This is a genomic window from Mangrovibacterium sp., from assembly GCF_059905295.1.
Genome location: NZ_JBZQJF010000180.1, coordinates 1 through 21,205, shown reverse-complemented (window position 1 = coordinate 21,205; position 21,205 = coordinate 1). Strand labels below are relative to the sequence as shown.

The 21,205-nt window shown below is 43.3% G+C and carries 10 protein-coding genes; all 10 read right to left on the bottom strand.

All coding sequences use genetic code 11. The annotated features are described in order from the left end of the window. Nucleotides 1-152 precede the first annotated feature (152 nt). Entirely contained in the window at nt 153-1,670 is a 1,518-nt protein-coding gene (locus AC37HE_RS09660) for a family 43 glycosylhydrolase (protein WP_500782625.1), read from the bottom strand. An 87-nt stretch (nt 1,671-1,757) separates the two neighbouring features. Continuing rightward, complete coding sequence (locus tag AC37HE_RS09655; RefSeq protein WP_500782624.1) at nt 1,758-4,310, bottom strand: hypothetical protein; 2,553 nt, start codon at nt 4,308-4,310, stop codon at nt 1,758-1,760. 6 nt (nt 4,311-4,316) lie between these two features. Continuing rightward, nucleotides 4,317-5,894 carry a pectate lyase gene (locus AC37HE_RS09650; protein ID WP_500782623.1) on the bottom strand — a complete coding sequence of 526 codons (1,578 nt, stop codon included), beginning with the start codon at nt 5,892-5,894 and terminating at the stop codon, nt 4,317-4,319. Nucleotides 5,895-5,934: 40 nt separating this feature from the next. Continuing rightward, the gene (locus tag AC37HE_RS09645) at nt 5,935-6,576 is read right to left on the bottom strand and encodes a LamG domain-containing protein (protein WP_500782622.1); all 642 of its coding nucleotides are present in this window, start codon (nt 6,574-6,576) and stop codon (nt 5,935-5,937) included. A 105-nt stretch (nt 6,577-6,681) separates the two neighbouring features. After that, entirely contained in the window at nt 6,682-8,832 is a 2,151-nt protein-coding gene (locus AC37HE_RS09640; RefSeq protein WP_500782621.1) for a RagB/SusD family nutrient uptake outer membrane protein, read from the bottom strand. 18 nt (nt 8,833-8,850) lie between these two features. Next, entirely contained in the window at nt 8,851-12,276 is a 3,426-nt protein-coding gene (locus tag AC37HE_RS09635) for a SusC/RagA family TonB-linked outer membrane protein (protein WP_500782620.1), read from the bottom strand. A 215-nt stretch (nt 12,277-12,491) separates the two neighbouring features. Beyond that, the gene (locus AC37HE_RS09630) at nt 12,492-13,676 is read right to left on the bottom strand and encodes a FecR family protein (RefSeq protein WP_500782619.1); all 1,185 of its coding nucleotides are present in this window, start codon (nt 13,674-13,676) and stop codon (nt 12,492-12,494) included. A 254-nt stretch (nt 13,677-13,930) separates the two neighbouring features. After that, nucleotides 13,931-16,081: a RagB/SusD family nutrient uptake outer membrane protein gene (locus tag AC37HE_RS09625; protein WP_500782618.1), complete on the bottom strand. Its 2,151-nt coding sequence runs from the start codon at nt 16,079-16,081 to the stop codon at nt 13,931-13,933. Nucleotides 16,082-16,105: 24 nt separating this feature from the next. Further along, nucleotides 16,106-19,777 (bottom strand): TonB-dependent receptor, encoded by a 3,672-nt coding sequence (locus AC37HE_RS09620; RefSeq protein WP_500782617.1) that lies wholly within the window; start codon nt 19,775-19,777, stop codon nt 16,106-16,108. A gap of 801 nt (nt 19,778-20,578) precedes the next feature. Then, nucleotides 20,579-21,205 (bottom strand): RNA polymerase sigma factor (locus AC37HE_RS09615; RefSeq protein ID WP_500782616.1); only part of this gene is annotated, 627 nt, incomplete at its 5' end.

The following is a 21,205-nucleotide window of genomic DNA, read 5'->3' as shown; positions in this document are numbered from 1 at the left end:
TTGGAACCTAAAACTTGTGAAACTCCACCTTTACCAGGGAGGGCCGGAGTAGGTGTATTAGATACAAAGAGCAAAACAGAAGAGACTTTCAGAAACAAAAACCGGTTGCAGCAGGGGAGCAACCGGTCCTTGAAGAGCAGGAACTGAAAATTTTAGTCCAGCTTCGTATACACAAAATTGTCGTAGGTAACCTCTCCGGATCCGAAGGCAATAAGTCCGGCACGAAGGCTGAGGAATTCGCCAAACACATTGTGGTTAAACCCGCTGGCTTCGATGCTTCGTTCCACGCGTTCCCAGTTCTTACCATCGGCGCTAAAGTAGAAGCTAACCTCGTTTTCGTCGTTCAGGATGCGCAGGTACCCATGTTCTCCCAGTTCGTTGGGGACGCTAATCTTGCGTTTGCCACGGTTATATACGCTAAAGCTTTTTTCGTTGACAGCAATGTGCATATTGGCAGCTTCATTGTAGTACAGGCACAGTCCGCCGGTAGCCCCTTTGCTAAGGGTAAATTCTACCTGAATTTCGTACTTCCGGTCGCCGGCATTCACGAGTAGTGGCGAACTATCGTCGAAGGATTTTCCTTCGGCTTTGAAAATCAGCTTCCCATTTTTAAGCTGTGCTCGCTCCGGATTGAAACGTTTGAAAAATTGCCATTGCAGTCCAAGCTCATCATCTGCAAAATCGTCTGATAGGCCCGGATTTGTCAATGCCGGTTTGCCGGCCGGAGCAGCCAGGGTATCGCTGGCCATCACGCCTTCGGGTACCCGAAACCAACCATCTTCAGTCCACTCGATCGGGAGCATCAGCATTTGGCGCCCGAGCGTCCAGAAATATTTTTCGTAGCCATGGTACATGATCCACCATTTTCCGCTGGTATCTTCAACCAGTGTTCCGTGGCCCTGGTTCCACCAGCGCTCGCTGCGATCTTTCGTATGTACAACCGGGTTGTAAGGTGAATTTTCAAAAGGACCGTATGGTGATTTTGCCCGTGCTGAGACCACCATGTGCGCTGTTGCGGGGCCGGCAGTTCCTCCTTCGGCAGTTGTTAGGTAGTACCATCCATCTTTTACGGTCGACTTGGGCGACTCGAGGCAGAAACACTCGGTGCTCCATGCTTTCGGGAATTGCCAGCCATCGTAATTGAAGACAGGTTCGCCATCGGTAGCAAGGCCGTCATCGGTCAGTTTTACTATGTAACCTTTCGAAAGGTAGAGATAGCGGTTTCCTTCAGCGTCCATTACATGTCCGGGGTCAATAAAGCCACTTAACTGCAGGTCGATGGGCTCGCTCCACGGGCCTTCGGGCGAATCGGCAAAAACGACCCAGTTGGTACCACCTGCCGGAAAGTAAATGTAAAATTTACCGTTTACATAGACCAGGTCGGGTGCCCAAACCGAGCCCACATATTTGTTTAGTGCATGCGAAATCCGCTCCCAGTGAATCAAATCTTTCGAATGCCACACCAGCAGGCCCGGGTAGTAGTCGAAGGAGGAGTGGGTGAGGTAATAATCGTTTCCCACACGCACCACCGACGGGTCGGGATAGTCGCCACCCAATACCGGGTTGGAGAAGGTCGGGGTTTGTGCCCATGCATTTAACGCGATGGTTATTGCTAAAAGGGACAATGTTAGTTTCGTTTGAAGTGTTGTCGTTGTTCTCCTGGTTTTCATTGTTGTCGTTGTTACTGGTTGCTTGTTACTGGTTGTTTGTTGCTTGCTTCTGGTTACCGCAACTGCGACTGCGACTGTGACTGTTTTCTACTTCCATTCGATCTTCAGATCTTTAATCAAGGTAGCGCCGCTGCCAACCGATCCTGTATGTTGGATGCTAATTCCACCAAAGTTATTGGGCTGAATTTCAGCTTCCATATTCACCACGCGCGTCACTTCGGCTTCATCTTGTTTTGAAAAGTAGTCGCCGGTGTTTTCAGCATGGGCGATCAGTTTATTGCCTTCCACTTCAAGGGTAATTTGACAGTTAGGACGATAGCAGGATGCGGTTACCGGTTCGCTGATCGGTGTGGCAGTGCCGTTCTCGTATTTCATCAGAATGAAGTCGATGGCATCGCCGTACTTGGTGGTGCGCACCAGGCGCAGGGCATATCCGGTCATGTTTTGCACGTCCATCTTAATGCCGATGTCCATATACTGTGCGCGGGCCGAGCTGAATCCTTGTCCGGCTGTCTTTGAGGGCACTGCCGTAAAGCTGATGGCCATATCTCCAAATTGCTTGCCAACCGGCTCGTAGCGCAGGCGGGCGCCTTTGGTGTTTTGCACAAATCCCGAATCCTGTGCTGCACCGTTAATGCCTGCACCGTAATACCAAGGATCTCGGCTGTTGTCGGCTTCCCAGTACCATTCGTGCGTATCGGCTGGTGCGTAGCTGTCCAGTGCCCAAAAGCCCGGTAGTACCTTGGGCTGGTAGGCTGCCGACATATTCTCCAAATTCGGGATCAGCAATTTTGAATTTTGTTTGACATCGCCGGCGGTAATCGCCTTGGGGTAAATCGTTACCTCAGCTTTACCCGCATGGCAGCGCAGGTGCTTGGGAGCCACGCTGGACATGATGTACCAACCGATGTCGCCCGCTGAAAGCAGGTAGCTTTTTAGCGGTTTGTTGAAGCGGGAAACGTAAATCTGAATCGGATCGGATCCCTGGGCATCGCTGCAACGGAACCAGCTAATTTGCGACTCATCTTCGTAAGGCATATCCAGTTTGTAATTTACGGTCAGGATCCCTTTATCGTCTTTGCTAATTGTTGGTTTCTGAATGAAAGCCGGTGGAGGCAAAAAGGACGGAGCAACCGTTACAACCGCTGCTGCCTGTAACCCTGCATCGGTTGAGGCGTTAATGATCAGCTGGCGGGTTTCATCTTGCTCATTGGTTGGGATAACCAGGCAAGAGCCGTCTTTTTGAACCTCAAGTCGTGCTAATCCTTCGTATTCGGGGGGCAATGACCAGTTCACTTTTTCGTTCTTCATTTTATAGTTTCCAAAGCGGTAAGCTGTTGCTGTGAGCAGCAGGCTATCCTTCCCGGTTTCCAGCTTTTGGCCTGTTGGTTTTACTTCGAGCAGCGTGGGGAGCATACTGTAGTTTTTACCGGTTTCAGTCTCAGCTTTCTTCACCAGTTCTTTTACACCCATCGGATCCCAGTTGTCATCGCCGCGAAGCAGGTTGTAGGTATTGTAAACAGTTTGGTTATTCAGTTTGAAGCAGTAGGCATCCAGGATTGTTTTGCCACTCATATCAACTGTTGCAAAAGCATTGTCCTTGTCCATAAAAACAGGTTTCCCGTTTAAACTAACCTGGTATTGATAGTACCGGGCTTCGGTAGCCGGAAGGTCTCTCCAGCCCAGGTAGTCGACCTGATCTCCTTCGAACCGGCTGTCTACCAAAGTGACCGGTCCTGTGCCTTTTACCAGGTATTGCGGGCCGCGGGTCAAAACGTGCATGTCGCTGTTCAGAAATACAGCCCCGGTACCGACAGTATGTCCGAAAGGTTTACTACTGTAGAAATCGAGCGTGCAGTTGAGATACACGGCAGATCCATTCAGGGCATCATCAGTCGATTCGAAATGGCAACGATCGAAGAGAGTTCGCTTACTTCCCCAGAACGGGCCTGTGTTGAGGCGACTGATGAAGTTGCAATTGCGCGCCAATACTTTGTCGCCATTCGAGAAAATCAGCTGGGCTTGCACAATGGCCGAACCGCGTTTCGGACGATTCAGCTTTGGATTGAGCGGAAAGTCCAAATCGATGTTACAGTAGTTGCCGAAAGTGACGTTCTCCGCTGTAAGCCCTTCACCTTTAATATTGAATAGGGTGAAGTTTCCTTTGGCGCCCATGGTTTGTCCGCGGTTGGCAGCCAAAATCACATTGTAGGGATCGTCGGAAAGGCCGTAAAACTTCAGCCACTCACAGGAGAATTCCATCCCAAAGGGGGTGCTGCTTCCTTCTTGTGGAACACGAACGGCAGGATCATCCGGATCATCAACCCAATACACCCAGGGGGCCATGTAGATGGTCATGGGCTTGGTTTCAGTACCGTCGCTCAGTTTAGCAACAGCGTCCTTCAGCTTGTTGAATACATACGGATATTTGGCTGCTACTGCATCCGATAGTGATCCATCCAGGTAGAAGGCTTTGTTGCTCAGCTCTATTTTTTGTCCTTTCCAGATGATGTAATTTCCTCCAAAACGGATGTCCTTATTAAGCTGATTTTCTTCCTGAGCATGCAACGGAACTGTCCAGCCGATAATGGTACAAAGTAAAATTGTTGTTTTCAGTATTTTTCTGATAGCAAGTTTCATGAGGTGTTATTTTGTGTTTTTCAAATAATTGAGCAGCAAAAACATGTTTCGGATGTAGGTTTTGGTTGAAATATATTCCTGATCGGTCGTATCGCGGTATGGGGAAGTGTCGGTATCGTCGCCAACAAAGGTCCCGGAATAGTCGCTGGTTTGATCCTTTTTTGTGCCATCGCCCACGTAGGGATGACTGGTCATGGCATGTTTACTCAACCACCGGTTATGGTCATCCAGTGCATTCATAACCTCCCGAACCTGATCTTCGGTGGGGGTAAAGTCGTAGTCGACCCGGCTTAAATCGTAGTAAGATTGAGGTGTACCTTCATGGGCGAATTTTCCGGGAAGAAGCGGTGAATCTTTTGTGACTTCTGCAACCGGCATGGATTTGAGGCGAGCATATTCATCTTTTAATTCCTGTAAGGGAACTCGCGATTTACCACCGTAGTGTCCCAGTAGGTGGGAGTCATCGTCGTTGAGATAGTAGCTGCCATATTTCACGTTGGAACCTTTGCGGTGAACATAAATCGGTTGTTGTGTCACAGGGTCGACAAACATCGGGAATTTGCGATCGCCATCGGCTTTATCTGCCGGAAGTTGAACCGACTCGATCCATTTTATAGCAGAGGGAATAGGCGCCAGATAGCGGGAGTCGCCTGTCAGTTCGTAAAACTTGAGCAGCAGCAAAGCATTGCCGCAGGTTGTGCTCGGCAGAAAAGCAACCGGCTCGTAAGTTCTGGCTCCGGCAGGTTTCATGTCGAGGGTTAGTTGTTGGGCCCATGCTCCGCAACCATCCTGAGAAATCAGGTAAAAGTCCATGCCCCGGTGAATGGCGTCGAGTAAGCGTGCATCACCCAGTGTTTCGTAACATTGAATCAGGAAGTGAACGTTCTCCCAGGTCACATCATCGTTAAAGGTGTAATAGGAAGTATAGTCGGGATGACCTTCTTTGTTGAAATCGTGCATTAAGGGGTAACGTTGCGGCCATCCTCCTTGCGGATACTGACTCTTCAGAATAAAGTTGATGGCTTTCTCCAGGGCCGGTCTGTATTTGGGATCGAGTTTTTCGATGTAAATGCGCAGTAAAAACCGGGCTGCATCGGAGGTAATATCGTCGTCGAAAGTGCTGTTGCCGTAATAGTGTTGAAATTCTTCGAGGCGCCAGCCGTTTTTACCAATGGTTGCATACCATTGTTTTAGTGAACGGTCGCCGGCAAAGTCGACCACATAGTTCCAGCCTCCTTTGTTGCTTTGCCCCCAAATAACGGCTGCAGCTGCTTTTTCGGCTGCCTGGTAGTAATAGTCGTCTCCGGTTTCCTCGTAAGATTTTAGAAATAAATGGCCCATGCTGATGGTGCCGGGATGTTGCAGCCAGATCATAGTGGGGTAGGCTTCCATTTCTCCCCAGCGACGGGAAAAATCGGGTAGGTAATTCCATAAATAACCACCATTAGTACTTACGGTGTCAACCATGTAGTGCGTTGCTTTTAGCATGGTTGCATGAATTTGTTCAGTGGTAATCTTTTGTGCTTTTGCTACTGTACCTAGCAAGAAGAAGGCGATAAGCAGTAATAGTTTGGTTTGTTTCATTGGTTGTTTTTTTTTAGTGCAAGCCCGCAGGCTTCGAAGGTTAGAAGGTCATAAATTCAGATGGTTTAATGGCTTTGGGTGAAATTTGGATTTTATAGATCGTCCCTTTGAACCAGGACCTTTTGTCGATTCGGGCACCTATTGAGCTGGCTCCTTTTTGAATGGGAAGAAAGGTGAAGTCTTCGGAAAGTTGTTGCTGTCCATTGACAAAAGTTGTGAGGCTATTGGGTTTTACCACAAAAGCAACATGATACCATTGCCCAAGCGGGTGAGTCTGAGTCGTGTCTATCAGTGCTTTTTTATTGCTGCCGGATGCAGCAAAGCCGTCGAAGTACCAATTGCCGTCAACAGCCCGAAGTTCCAATAATAGGCGGTCGCCACGGCTTTCACCAATATGAAGCATTCGCTGTTCAAATGGTGCCTGTACTGAGTCGGGACGGAAGATCATTTCTACCGTAAATTCGCTTAGGTTTTTCACAGGAAGGTTGTCCAGCCAAATTCCTGCATCCTGCCCATTAAACCAAACGGCTTTACCATAGGGGGAGTCGACTATTTTGGGAGAGCCTCCAAGCTCTGCATATTTTTTTGATTTCAGGATTTTGGCAGGATACCAATTCGTCGTTTGAGCGAATCCAACTGTGGTGATTAACACGCAAAATAATAGGATAGAAATTGATTTCATAGTTTAGTAAAATACGAGCGGATTATGAAGCAGGTTTAAAAAAATAACCCACCACCAAACGGCAGTGGGTTATTCAATATTTAGTTTAAGCTATTGTCACAATAATTAGTTTTGTGCAAAGTCATAACCATTTGTAAAGCCTCCTGTCGAAATGATATTCGGAGTATAAGGCCACAAATAGATTGGTGCGCTTGTATAGTCGTAATCGTAGAATAAGTAGGTATAATACTCATCATAGTTGTCGGCCAATTCTGCACCCCAAGCTACTGCTTCATAACCATCAGCCTTTAAAGCTGCAGCTTCTGATCCTTCCGGATCAATGTAGCTAAACAAACCTTGAATGGCCAAATTGGTTTTTGTATCGCTATAAGTAAAATCCAATCCATTACTGGATGCAACACCTTCCCAGTCGTCATTTTGACCTCTCCAGCCTGGATAAAGAACAGGATCATCTTCATCTCCGGATGGGCATTCAGTGGTCAAACGATAGCCGTAAGTCGATTTCGCATCAACTAATTTGGTATAAACAGTATCTGAAATTGTATTACCATTATCAAATGTGTAATAGCCATTTGTCTGCAAACCGGTCATCATGGCCAAGGTCATTTCTTTAATGTTTTGGATGGCTTCAGGTAGTAATCCTGTACGAATCAAAGTCCAGCGACGGTCACCTTCTGCTGCAAATTCAAATCCACGTTCCTGAATAACTGCTTTAAACATGCTACCGCAAGAAGTAATAAATTGATCTGTATTTGCTTCTCCTGACGGGAATGCACGTTCACGGATTAGAGACAAATAGGTTTTTGCTGATGCATCATCACCTGTAACAGCACAAGCTTCAGCATAGGCTAAATAGATTTCAGACATACGCATGAATGGTCCATGAATACCTGAAGAACGTTGCTTCAGAACATAAGGTGAAGACATCCGGTTTTCATCCCATTTGTTGAATGTAATACCACCACCATTCGCTTTTGAGTTTGGTGTAAAAGGAATCAATTTTTCAACACCTTTACCAGTACTACCGGTTACACATGCACTAACATCGCGGCGTTTGTCTTTTGGATCAAACATACCGTAGTAGAATGCCGGATTAACACGACCTTGTCCATACGATTTACAAGGATAGGCTTTTTTACTACCACCACTTGAAACACGACCAAATGAATAGGGACGGGCATCATTTCCAACACCCTGAGTCATGTTGTACTCATAGATTGATTCATCGGCATATTCCAGATCATTCATTTGTTGGAAGAAGTATTGGTAAGGGTTATCAAATACCTGGCCGTTGCTTCCGCTTGAACGAGGATCGGTTGTATGGAAGCTTGCAGTACCAGGATTATCGATACAAGCTTTCAGATAGGTTTTCGCAGTTTCGTAATAATCCAGGTAGTCAGAACGACGTCCATAAACGGCATTGTTCTGTGCGGTTCCAAGTGTTTCGAAGGTTAATACATTGCCTTCACCATCTTTGTAAAAGTCGGAACCCAAATCAGTACGGCGGGTTTGGTAACCAGCTGCATCTAAACACATACGTCCAATTAATCCTTGAACAAAGGTTCTTGAGAAGACATTTTTCGCCATTGTTGAGTTCGCTCCTACACGATACATTAACGGCTCTACGGTTTTTAACTGACCAATACACACATCGTAAATCGAGTCGCGTGGTGCTAATCCAACAGCTGCAACACCATTTTGGTAGGCATAAGGAACATCGCCGTAAAAACGAATCAGTTCAAGGTAAGATACGGCACGTAATGCAATTGCTTCACCGTAAAGCTGGCTCAGATCTGAAGGTTCACCTGCACTCATGAACGTATCAAATTCAGACGTGTTCTGCATGGCATTAATAATGGAATTTGCCTTGGCTATACAGCTAAATAAGTAGGTATATGCGTTACTTTCACTTTGATAGGACAGCAGGTTGTAAGAACTTGCATAAGAACCGTTTTGGTAAAGGGTTTCCGGGTAGTGACGTCCCGGCTGGTTTGTAAATGGTTCCGGGTGTCTCTCAATATCAGAGCCTGTTACTTCAGTTGCGTAATACAAACCATCGCCAAATACATACTGTTGAGCTGTAGATCTCCATTGTTCATAAGCTCCATCCATCGCTGCACGTGCTGTTTCTATGTTTGAGAATACAAATTCAGCATCAACAACCGACGGTGAACTCGTATCCAGAAAACTATTGCAGGATGTGAATATTGATGCTATTGATGCCATCAACAGCACTTTATATATTGATTTCTTCATCTTTATCATCTCCATTAATTAAAAAGTTAGGTTCAAACCAAAAGTATAAGTCCTTGCTTTAGGATAAGGATTGTAATCATAGTTTGGAGTAGGGAATCCATTTACACCATCAGTATCTGTGTTAACGTCAGGATCCAAGCCAGAATATCCGGTCAAGCAGAATAAATTAGCTCCTGTAAAATACAGACGTAAATTTTGAATACCGGCTCTTCCAACCAAGGATTTAGGAAGTGTATAGCCAATAGTCAGATTTTGAAGGCGCAGGTAAGAGGCACTTTCAATAAAATCTGAAGTAGCGATCCCATACTCAGAATAGTTCAATGAGTATTTAGCATTTTTATTCAACGCTGCCAATGCAGTCGGGTCAGAAACAAAAACCAAATCTCCGTTTGCGTCTACATCATATACTTTGTAAGTATCTTTTACAAACGCCAGACGGTTCGATCCTAAACTATTATCCTTATCACCCATCATACTGTGCATGGCATTGGCATTGTATACATTTCCACCAATTTGGTAAGTGAATCCTGCGCTGAAATCAAAGTTTTTATAGGATGCATTGAGTGTAAAACCTCCGGTGTGTTTTGGCATTGTGGTACCAATTTCTGTTGCGTCATCGTTATTAACGACACCATCACCAGTTACATCTTTAAATTTAACAGCACCAGGGAAAGCAGTCTGACCATCAGCTAATGCAAAACCGCTTGTTACACCAGTAGGATAGTTAACGATTGATTGAATATCCGGAACACCGTCTTTCAAAGTATAAACACCATTTGAGTAGTTAAAATCGTCAACGGTATAGAATCCGTCAGATTTGAATCCCTGGATTACACCAACAGGTTTTCCTTCGCGGATAATATAGTCGTAATAAGGAAGACGCATACTTGATCCCCAGTTTGTGTGCGTGTCAGCTAAAGCGTCGTTACTCACTTTGTCAACATTGTTGTGGTTGTAGTTGTACGAGAGAGAAACATTGAAGTTGAAATCAGAAGTACGTACAAGGTCAACATTGACTGCCAACTCAATCCCTTTATTGGAAAGTTGAGCAACATTCTGGAACTGGTAGCTGTAACCTGCAGTTGGGTCAACAGGAACCTTCATTAGGATATCTTTTGTTGTATTCCAGTAAGCATCAATACTACCGTTAACCTTATTGTTGAAGAATCCGAAGTCCAAACCCGTGTTGCGTGATGTTGTTGTTTCCCATTTCAAGTCAGGATTTTGCAACATTTCGCCAGGTTTGTAGGTTGTAATTGTATTACCATCAACCGTAATTTGTTCTGTAGTCCATGTTTCTTTCCATAGTGATGAACTGATATTATCAGCACCGGAAGTACCATAAGACAAGCGAAGTTTCAGGTTATCCAGGAAGTTTCTGGTTCCTTCCATAAATGGTTCTTCAGAGATACGCCAAGCTACCGCTCCTGCCGGGAAATAACCCCAGTGATGGTTGGGTGCAAATTTTGAAGAAGCGTCAGCACGGAAGGTCGCTGTAAATAAGTAACGATCCAAATAAGAATAGTTAGCACGACCAAAGAATGATGCTGTTTTGGATGGAGTTCCAATTGTATTATAGAATTCGTCAATATTCGCTTCATAAGCAATATTCGTCAGATTAATCGCACCAAATGCATCGTTCATTCCAAATCCACTTGGGTAGCCGGCACCTTTGATATAGCTCTTGTCTGAGTTCGATGCTAAGATTTCATTACCAACCAGGAAAGATAGGTTATGGTCATCACTTAACCCTTGTACTTGATAATTTACGGTTGTAGCTGAACGGATACCGTATCCTTCACTCTTCGTTAATTCGGCAATTTTGTAACCGGTTTCCAGACCACCGTCCCAGTTCTTTGTTTGTCCCCAGCTACGAGATAAGGTTAATTCAGTCTTGGCAGTCATACCTTTGATTGGAGTCCATGTTAAAGAAGAACTACTGCGAACAGATTGTTTTTTAGCTATTTTGTCGTAGTTGTTGATGACATCGACAACATTGTAAGCTTCGTCAACATAAGCTTCACCCTGGCCTAAACCAGTCGTGTAAGTCGGATCTCCCAGTGGGTTATCAATAGGACGGTATTGGTAGGCCGATGTTGCTTTATCAAAATTTGTTCCTGTTGTTTTGGATTCTACATAGCGGATATCCTCGTTAAATGTCAATTTATCCCCGATTTTCTGATCGAGTTTCATGTTTGCATTCCAACGTGAATAACCGGAATTAATACGAATACCTTCGTCATCAAGGTAGTTTAAAGAGGCATATATTTTTGTCTGGTCGTTACCACTGCTGATTGATAAATCATGGTTGAACGGTGTTGCAGTACGCATTACATCATTAATGTAGTTGTGTGCTTGTACGTTTTTATATTCGCTTAAGTGGTTACCGTAATCAGAGCCTAAGCCAAAGTACTGAGCTACACCGTCGCCATAAGATGAACCGTAAGCTGTTGCATATTCCCAGTTCCATAAAACATAGTCATATGCATCCATTACATCCAGCGTTTTAGGATTTGTTTTGATCTGGTAGTATGCGTTATACTTCACCGTTGTTTTACCTTTTTTAGCACCTTTGGTTGTTACCAAAATAACCCCGTTAGCACCGCGTGCTCCATAAATTGCAGTAGATGCAGCATCTTTCAACACATCAATACTTTCGATGTTATCGGCAGGAATATCACTAATCGAACTCACCTGAATACCATCAACTACATAAAGCGGTTCGCTTGACTGTGTAATTGAGTTACCTCCACGGATACGTACCGACATTGTTGCGCCAGGACGTCCATCCTGTGAAATAACATTAACCCCGGCTAGACGACCTTGCATGGCTTGTGCAACGTTGGCAACAGGAACAGCTGCAATTTGGTCTCCTTTGACTGATGCAACTGAACCGGTGATGTCTTTTCTTTTTGCAGTACCATAACCAATGGCTACAACTTCTTCCAAGCCAATTGTTTCTTCTTGGAGCACAACGTCAATTTGTGTCTTTCCTGCTACAGGTACTTCCTGAAGTTTCATACCCACAAAAGAAATTTGAAGGGTTGCATCTGAAGGAACATTACTGAGTGAGTATTTTCCATCAAAGTCAGTTATCGTACCATTACCGGTTCCTTTAACAACAACAGTTGCTCCCGGGATGGGTTCCCCGTCTGAGCCCTTCACAATACCAGTTACTGTTTGGGCTTGTTGAACTCCTGTGTTATTTGTGGTAGATTCATTTTGTCCTTTCAGAATAATCTGCCGGTTTGAGATTTCATAATTGATATCTGCTTGTTTGGCAACTTGTTCGAGGATGCTTTCCAGAGTAGCGTCTTGAGCATCAATCGTTACCCGTTGCCCTGCTAAAATTGCATCCTGGTATAAAAAGAAGTAATCAGTTTGGTCTTCAATCTGCTTGATAACCTCTTGAACTGTGGCGTTCTTCAGGTTCAAGTTTAGCATTGAATTTTGGGAGTACGAATTTCCCCAACTTGTTACAAATACTAGGAATGAAAAGAGAAAAGTAAGCTTCATTTTTCTTAGAATTAGACTGTAATCCTTCCTGTAGAAAGGATCACCCATTCGTGATTTTTTCATAAGTTTGTTACGTTTTTTATTAATACAAAGTAATTTGTCTTGTTGAAGCTGGTAAGTGTTGCCGCACTTACCGGCTTTTTTTAATTCAGCATATATTCATGATCGTTCATTTTTTCGATTTTTAACGTGGTGGTTCTCGCTAAAACATTCAGCATTTCATCAATATCTGATTGTAGTTTTAATTTACCGGATATTTTTCTCAATGAGGTTTCGTGATTGCCGAAATAGATATTCACATCGTAGTAGCGTTCCAGTTTGGTTATAATCTTGTGTAATTCCGTTTTTTCGCAGTTGATGTACCCCACATGCCACGATGTGTAGTTCTCTGTTTTAACCTTTTTGTAGTCCATTTCCCCATTATTTTTGTCATAGCAAATCATATCGTTGGGGCGCATGGTTGTATGCTTCTGGAAAATGCCAAATTCTTTTTGGTTGATATTCACTTTTCCCTGAGCCAAGACCACCTCTATTTTTTTTTCAGTAGGGTAGGCTGATACATTGAAACGTGTTCCAACGGCTTCTACTTCCAATTTAGTGGTGTTGACAATAAACGGACGCTTAGGATTATGGGCTACCTGGAAGTATCCTTCGCCAACCAATAGTACGTCACGTGTTTTTCCTTTGAAAACCGGAGGGAAAACTAATCGGGAACCTGCATTTAGATAGGCTACAGTTCCATCAGAAAGTGTAATCGAAGAATTCTTACCATATGGAACGACTAATTGGTTCATCGTACTTTCAGAGCCTAACTCCTGTGTTACGGTGTCCTGCTTGTCAATAACTATTGTGCCTTGTTTGTTATATCGAATGGTTGACAGCTTCTCGTTGATGATTATATTTTTGCCGTCGGCAAGGATTAGTCTGGAGTTTTCGCCATTATAATAGGAAATGTTCGCAAATTGGGTGCTCATTTCATCTAATGCAGAACGGTATTTTTCCTGCATCAACAGGAAGCCAATTGAGAAAAACAGAATCGCAATAGCGGCATATTTTAACGCTGAAATTGAATATTTCTTTACTTTTTGAATCTGTTTCTTTTTCTGGATCTTTTTAAAAATGAAGGGAAGAGTTGATTCGATCTTTTCGGCAGTAACTTCGTCTTTCGATTTCAGGTGAAGTAAAATAATTCTGGCTTCTCTGATATTTTTAATCTCATCAGGATTGTTCTTCTGAAAATTATTCCAGTAAAGATTACTCTCTTTGTTTGGTGTATAAACCCATTTTACAAAGTTCGTATCTTCAATATAAGCCAACAGGTTTTCCATAGTTTTTTCGTGGTTTCAATTATAGGATCCGAAATCAAGGAAAACATGGACCGATTTTTTTAACTTTTTTTTAGATTTTTGACGATCTTGATGTAAGATGTTGAAGTTTAGTTAGTTGTTTGTGGTGTTCTGAATGAAAAATTTAAGGTTGGTGTTGTGCCTTCATGATCAAATTAAAAAGAGGGAGGCTGTCCAACTTTCGTTTTCGGACAGCCTCCCTTAAAAAATGGTTATAATGAGACAGGTGAAATTATTTATTGCTGAGCAAATCCGTATCCATTTGTAATCAATCCGTTTGATGTTACAATTGTATTCGCACTCATCGGGATCAGGTAGATCGGAGCTTTACCGGTTTCGTAACCACGGTAAACATAGTCGGAATATTCGAGCTTGTTGTCAACTATTGTTTTCCCCCAGTCTTGTTTTGTGTAGCCATCAGCTTCCAAAGCTGCGGCTTCATCTCCGTTCGGGTCAATATAGGTGAACAAACCTTTAATTGCGGTATTGGTTGTATAATCACCACCATAGTTTGCACCCACGCCGGGACCTCCCACGTTTTCCCAATCGTTGTACTGACCTCTCCATCCCGGGAATAATACAGGATCTTCCATGTCAGGTGCCTGGTCTGTCAGGCGGTAGCCATACATCGACTTTGCATCAACTTGTTTGGTCCAAACGTAGGCCGGGATTATATTTCCATTCGGGAATTCGTAGTATCCGTTGTTCGCCAAGCCGCTGACCATCGCAGCCAGGTTTGCTTTCAGGTTCTCGATCATCTCCGGGAACTTGCCGTTTCTGATCATATCATATTTACGCATTCCTTCTCCGCCAAACTCCAGTTGTCTTTCAGTAAGAACAGCATCCAGTAATTCTGAGCTGGATAAACCGTTCACATAGTTGTCGACTTTTGTTGTTTGCATATCTGCAGGAAATGCCCGACTGCGAACTAGTTTCAGATTTTCTTTAGCACCTGCGTCGTCCCCCAGGACAGCGTCAACCTCCGCAAGCATTAGGTAGATATCAGCCATGCGCATGTAAGGGTTGTTAATTCCTGACTTCCGTTGTTTTTGATAGTACGGAGGACTCATGCGGTTTTCGTCCCATTTATTTAGAGCCAAACCACCGGCTGTTTTACTCCCGGGCTGGAAGCTTAACAATGTTTCCCGGCCATTACCCAGACTTGCGGTAACAGTAACAGTAACATCGCGTCGCATATCATAGGGATCGAAGTCGCCGTAATAATAGGTCGGCTGGATCCTGGCCTGGCCATAACTTTTACATGGATAGGCGTTAGATCCACCACCTCCGGAAGGACGGCCGAATGCGTAGGGCCGCTCTGAATTTCCTGAGCCTCCCTGTGTTTCTGCGATCTCGTATATGGACTCATCCGATACGTTCAGGTTCTCCATTTGCTGGAAAATGTACTGAAACGGGTTGTCAAATTGCTCGCCATTAGCTCCTGCGCTTCGAGGATCGCTGGTAATCAATTGAGCTGTTCCTGGATTTGCAATAAGAGCTTCCAGATAAGCTTTCGCTTTTGTATAGAATTGCATGTAATCTGTACGGCGATTATAAACACCTCCGCTATTCTCACTGCCCCATTGTTCAAAGGATAACGCGTTGCCTTCCATATCTGTATAATTGATGTCGGTACGACGGGTTGCATAACCACCGGCAAACAGGCATAAGCGAGCAGCCAATCCTTCTGCATAGGTGCGCGTCATTCTTGTTTTGGGCGAAAACGAATTTTCACCTGCCCGATACATCAAAGGGATTACCGTATCTAATTTTGCAATTTGATACTCGTATATGGCATCGCGTGGTGTTAAGGTAGAATCGATTTCCATACTAGAGATTATATGAGGCACATCACCAAAATAGCGGCAAAGCTCATAATACATCGTTGCCCTCATTGCAACTGCTTGCCCGTAGATATTAGACAGAGCATTTGGCACTACGGCATCCGGATCATCGGGATAATCTTCAGGATGGATCCATTTGTCATAGATGTCTAATGACTCGTAGTTGGTGATGAGGATATTGCATCGGGAGATAATGTCGTAGGCTTTTTCCCAGTTTCCTTTGTAGTGGTCAATATTGAAAGTAGCTGTTCCTCCAAAATATAAGTTTTCAGGGATATGACGGACCTGAGAGGCATAGGCTTCCGGGTGTCTTCCGGCATCTGAGCTACATACATTCAAATCGTAGAATAACCCGTTGGAGTGAAAGCCGTTATCTCTAAATACTTCGTAAGCGCCATCCAGGTATGCAGTGGCGCCTCCCGGATCGGAAAGTACAAAATCAATAGTTGTGTCAGACAGGGAAGATTGTTCCAGGTAATTGTTGCAAGAGGTATATGCGAACGATGTCCCTATCAGTATAAATAGATATAATATTTTTTTCATGTCTCAGTGTTTTTTCTAATTCAATTAAAAATCAACATTAACGCCAAATGTGTATGTTCTGGCTCGCGGATAGGCACCGAAGTCAAGTCCCGGAGTCGGGTAATCACTCGATCCGGCTTGTTTGTCCGCACTAACTTCGGGGTCAAGACCGGAATAACCAGTTATCGTAAATAAATTTGCGCCTGTAACATAAAAGCGTAACCTTTGAATTTTTACTTGCTGAGTAATCTGTTTCGGTAAGGTATAGCCAAGGGTTAAGGTATTCAAACGCAAGTAATCAGACTTCTCAAACCATTTTGAAAGAGTCAAACCAAATTCCTGATAAGGCACATGATACTTGGCATTTGTGTTCAGTGCTTTCAATTGGGTAGGATCGGTAACAGCTTCGAGATCACCCGATGCATTTATATCGTAAACCTTGTAGGCGTCCCTGACAAATCCAAAGCGGTTTGCTCCGAAAAAGTAGTCTTTACTACCAAGAGTGCTAAATAAACTTGCGATATTGTATACATGGCCTCCTAATGCATAAGTGAAATTTGCACTAAAGTCGATTCCTTTATATTTTGCACTCAAGCTGAACCCACCGGTGTGGCGGGGAATAACTTCGCCAAGTACATGGGCGTCATCCGAGGTGATTTTTCCATCCCCGTTCGTGTCTTTAATTTTCAAAGCACCCGGGAAAATTTGTGTAGAAATATCGTCACCGGCGCTGTTTTTTACCATCCCGGAGAATGGACTTGGATAGTTTCCGGTTTCGCTAAAACTTTCATAACCTGGCACGCCATCCTTCAATGTATATACGCCGTTGGCATAGTCAAAGTCGTCTGTCGAATAGAATCCGTCATACTCGTAGCCAATTACAGTACCAAGAGGCGTTCCTTCTTTAAATAAGAATTCACGACGAGGGAAGGTCGATACAGAGTTCCAGTCAGTTCCGTAATCTGTAATAATCCCTTCAGCAAGTTTTTCGATATTGTTCTTGTTGTAGTTGTAAGTGGCGTTAAAACTGAGGGTAAAGTCCGTTTGACGGATAATATCTAACCCGAATGAAATTTCAATCCCTTTGTTCGATGTTTTACCAATGTTTTGGTATTGCTTTGTAAAACCACTTACCGGGTTAACCGGTACTTGTCCCAACAGGTCTTTGGTGTTGTTCCAATACAATTCAAATGTACCGTAAATTCGCCCATTGATGACACTGTAATCAATACCAAGATTCCTTGCTACGGTCGTTTCCCATTTCAGGTTGGGATTCGGTAAAACTCCTTTAGGTTTGTAGATGATATTCCCGTTGCTTGAGAAATCAACCTCATAGAGGGCGTTCCATGCATCGTAAGGAATGTCATCAGAACCGGCAGTACCATAAGATAACCGAAGTTTCAGGTTGTCGAGCCAGTTGTGGGTGTTCTCCATAAATGGCTCGTCGGAAACCCGCCAAGCAAATGCACCTGCTGGGAAATATCCCCAACGTTTCCCGGATGCAAATTTTGATGATCCGTCAGCACGCATAGTTGCTGTGAATAAATAGCGATCTTTGTAGGAGTAGTTGAGTCGACCAAAAAATCCAGTCGCTGTAAATGACTGGTCTAAGGTGTTGTAGAAATTGAAGTTCTGTTTGGCAATTTCATACAATCCACTTGCTTCATCGTAATAAGAATATTGGGCAAATTGTATTTTGGCCATGGTTGTCTTAAAATCAAAATTTGCCGGGTAGCCCAAACCTTCAATATAGGTTTTTGTCGATTCAATTTTCCCTCCTTCGAATCCAAGCATTGCTGACATGCTATGGTCATCTCCCAGGTTTTTAACCTGCCAGTTCAAGGTTGTTGCATTCCGGTAATAACTTCCTCTGGTTAATGTTAACTGCGCTTCCCGGTCCAGAATCCTGTTATTTTCATCTGCTAATGCAACACCGGCGTCATAAAATTGCTCTTCATCATTGTTTCTTCCAACAAACATTTCGGTTCTCAAGGTCAAACCATCAATAATATCCCAGTTGATATAACCGGTGGCACTGAATGCATGCTCATATTTAATGTTTTCAATGTCCATCGTTCGTTTGTATGGGTTGTAGGTTTGATCCAGATTGACATCGCCGTTACCAAATCCGGCTGCTTGAGTCAGATCGGCATTTCCCCCAATATCCAGAACGTATTTGGTATCAATCGGGGCAAACGCGTAAGCATTGGACAAAAGTGTTCCCTTACCGTTAGTGACAGCTTCCTTTCCTTCAGTGTTTGATTGGACATAGTCAATATTGAACCCGATCTTTACATTGTCATATAATTTGTGTTCCAGTTTTAGATTTGCATTGTACCGTTTGTAGCCGGATTTAATTTTGATCCCCTCGTCATCGATCATATTGGCATAAAAAGAAACTGTTGTTTTGTCTGTAGCACTTGAAACGCTGACGTTATGAGACTGGGTCATCGCAGTTCTCAAAAGATCTTTTGTATAGTTGTGAACCGGAACATTGGCATAATCTGCATAGTGGTTGCCATACTTGGACCCTAATCCATAGTAATTTGGCATAGCATCCACTGCAGCACCACCAAAGGCGGTCATGTAACCCCATTGAAATAGCAGATACTCCTGGGAATTTAAGACATCGTTGGTTTTTACGACCTTTTTTGTCTGGTAGTAGCCGCTGTAGGAAACTTTAGTTGTTCCTTTTTTTGTATTTAAACCTTTTGTGGTAACCAAAATTACCCCGTTTGCACCTCTGGATCCGTAAATGGCAGTAGAAGCGGCATCCTTCAATACATCGATTGATTCTATTTGTTCGGCAGGGATATCGCTTAACGAACCTCCTGGAACGCCATCAACGACGACCAATGGATCGTTTGATTGAGTAATTGAACCTCCACCACGAATCCGAATGTTCATTTCAGCACCCGGACGACCGTCCTGTGCAGTAACGGCAACACCCGCCAGTTTTCCCTGGAGGGCCTGCGCAACGTTCGGAACCGGGTTTTCGACTAGTTCTTCACTTTTGACAGAAGAAACGGCACCGGTTAAATCTTTCTTTTTTACGACGCCATAACCAATGGCCACAACTTCTTCCAGGCCAATGGTCTCTTCTTCCAATGCCACATTGATTTGTTCTTTACCGGCAACAGCGATTTCCTGCGTTTTCATCCCAACAAATGAGAATTGTAAAATGGCATTAGTCGGTACGTCGCTTAATGTGTAGTTCCCATCGAAATCAGTAATAGTCCCATTGCTGGTTCCTTTTACAACGACAGTCGCACCGGGAATTGGCTCTCCGCTTGTACTGGTAACAGTACCTTTTACCGATCTTGTTTGCTGGACGACTGTTTTAAGCGTGGTTAATTCGTCATGTCCTTTCAAAATAATTTGTCGATCGTTGATTGCATAACTGATACCTGTCTGCTCGGAAACTTGTTTTAGAATACTTTCCAATGAAGCACCCTGAGTAGCAATTGTTACTCGTTGTCCTTCCAAAGTTGCATCCTGGTATAAAAAGAAGAAATCAGTTTGATCTTCAATTTGTTGGATAACCTCCTGAACTGTACCATTTGTGAGTTTTAATTTTAGGGCTGAATCGTGCGTGTAAGGATTTGCCCAGCTGGTTACAAATACAAGGAGTGAAAAGAGAATAGTGAGCTTCATTTTTGGTAGAATTGACCTGGAATCCTTCCCGGGGAAAGGATCTCCCATCCGTGATTTTTTCATAAGTTTGATACGTTTAGTGTTAGTAAAAATTAAATTACAATCGTGCTTTATCGCACTTGTTGGCCTCTTAGTTTAGCATATACTTGTGTTTATGGTTTTGACATTTGTGGCTGTTTGGAGAGCATGAACAGGGAGAACGCTTGCGATGGGGTATACAGCGGTTTTATTAACCAATGTGATCGACGAATTTTTTCGGGATGGTACAAGCAATTCGTTTATCATATTTACATTAGAGCCCGGCTGGATAATTCTATGTTTCTCATCAATGACTTTAATACCTTCTTTCTTGTATCTCACCATTGAAAGTTTTTCATTGATACTAACATCTTAGCCATTAGCGAGTATTAATCTCGATTCTGGCCATAATAATTGGGGCGTATTTGCAACTTGTTGATTTGTTTGGAGTAGGAAAGGACTGTACTTGTGGGGCTAGTAAGAGTCAGATAGCAAAAACAGAGTAGTCTAGTGGCGTATTTTACGGAGGTAGTCGTAAAATGTTTAACTCTTTGTTGTTACTTTCTTGTTTTATCCTTTTTGCATATTATTGATTATCGATGGTAGATTTTGTCAGGACGAAACTCATTTTGTCGTTTATTGGATGAGGTAAGATACCGCTGATTATCTGATATTTTCAATCAAACTTAGATTATCTTCTAAATTCATACCCATATTATTTGCTCACTTGAAGTGGGAGATGAAAAATGTCAGCGTAGTTTGATGAGTTAACATAGATCTGAAAAAATCATTGCTTGGGGAGTTTGCATTCAGGAACCGGAAGGAAGGAAAAACAGAATGGAAATTTTAATTCTTTTTAAAGAAGATTGAAAGAAGGATTTTAACTCCGTCTGATTCAATTGATTGTCGCAGATTTTTTATCGCTCTGTAGATCTGTTTCCGGGCTGATTCGATACTGATCTGCAAAATTTTTGCTATTTCAGGATAGTCTAATTCTTCTTCAAACTTCAGATAGATGATCTCTTTTTGTTTTTTGGATAGTTGATCGATAGCGGAAGATAGTTTTTGGCTGGCTTCGCTTTTTATCTCAGAATTAATTAAGGTTTCCTGTATATCGTATTCAATATTGAAGTCAAGCTTGCTATAGTTCTCCATGGATAGAACAGGGCTTTTCTTTTCTTTAAGAGATTTCTTTAGCAAGTTATTTTTGAGTGCAACAAAAAGGTAGGCTTTCAGATTTTGAATGTTCTCTCCCAGGGTGTCGCGTTTCATGTATAGTTCAACAAATACTTCTTGTACAGCATCGTCTACTATTTGGTCATCAGTGTTGAATTTCTTTCCATACCGAAAAAGATTTCCGGCATACTGGTTATAAATTCGGGTAAATCCACTTTCGTCTCCCCTGAGAAATGTATACCAAGTATAATCGATATTTGTTTTGTCCTTTAGCCCCACAAATCTATTGAATTCACT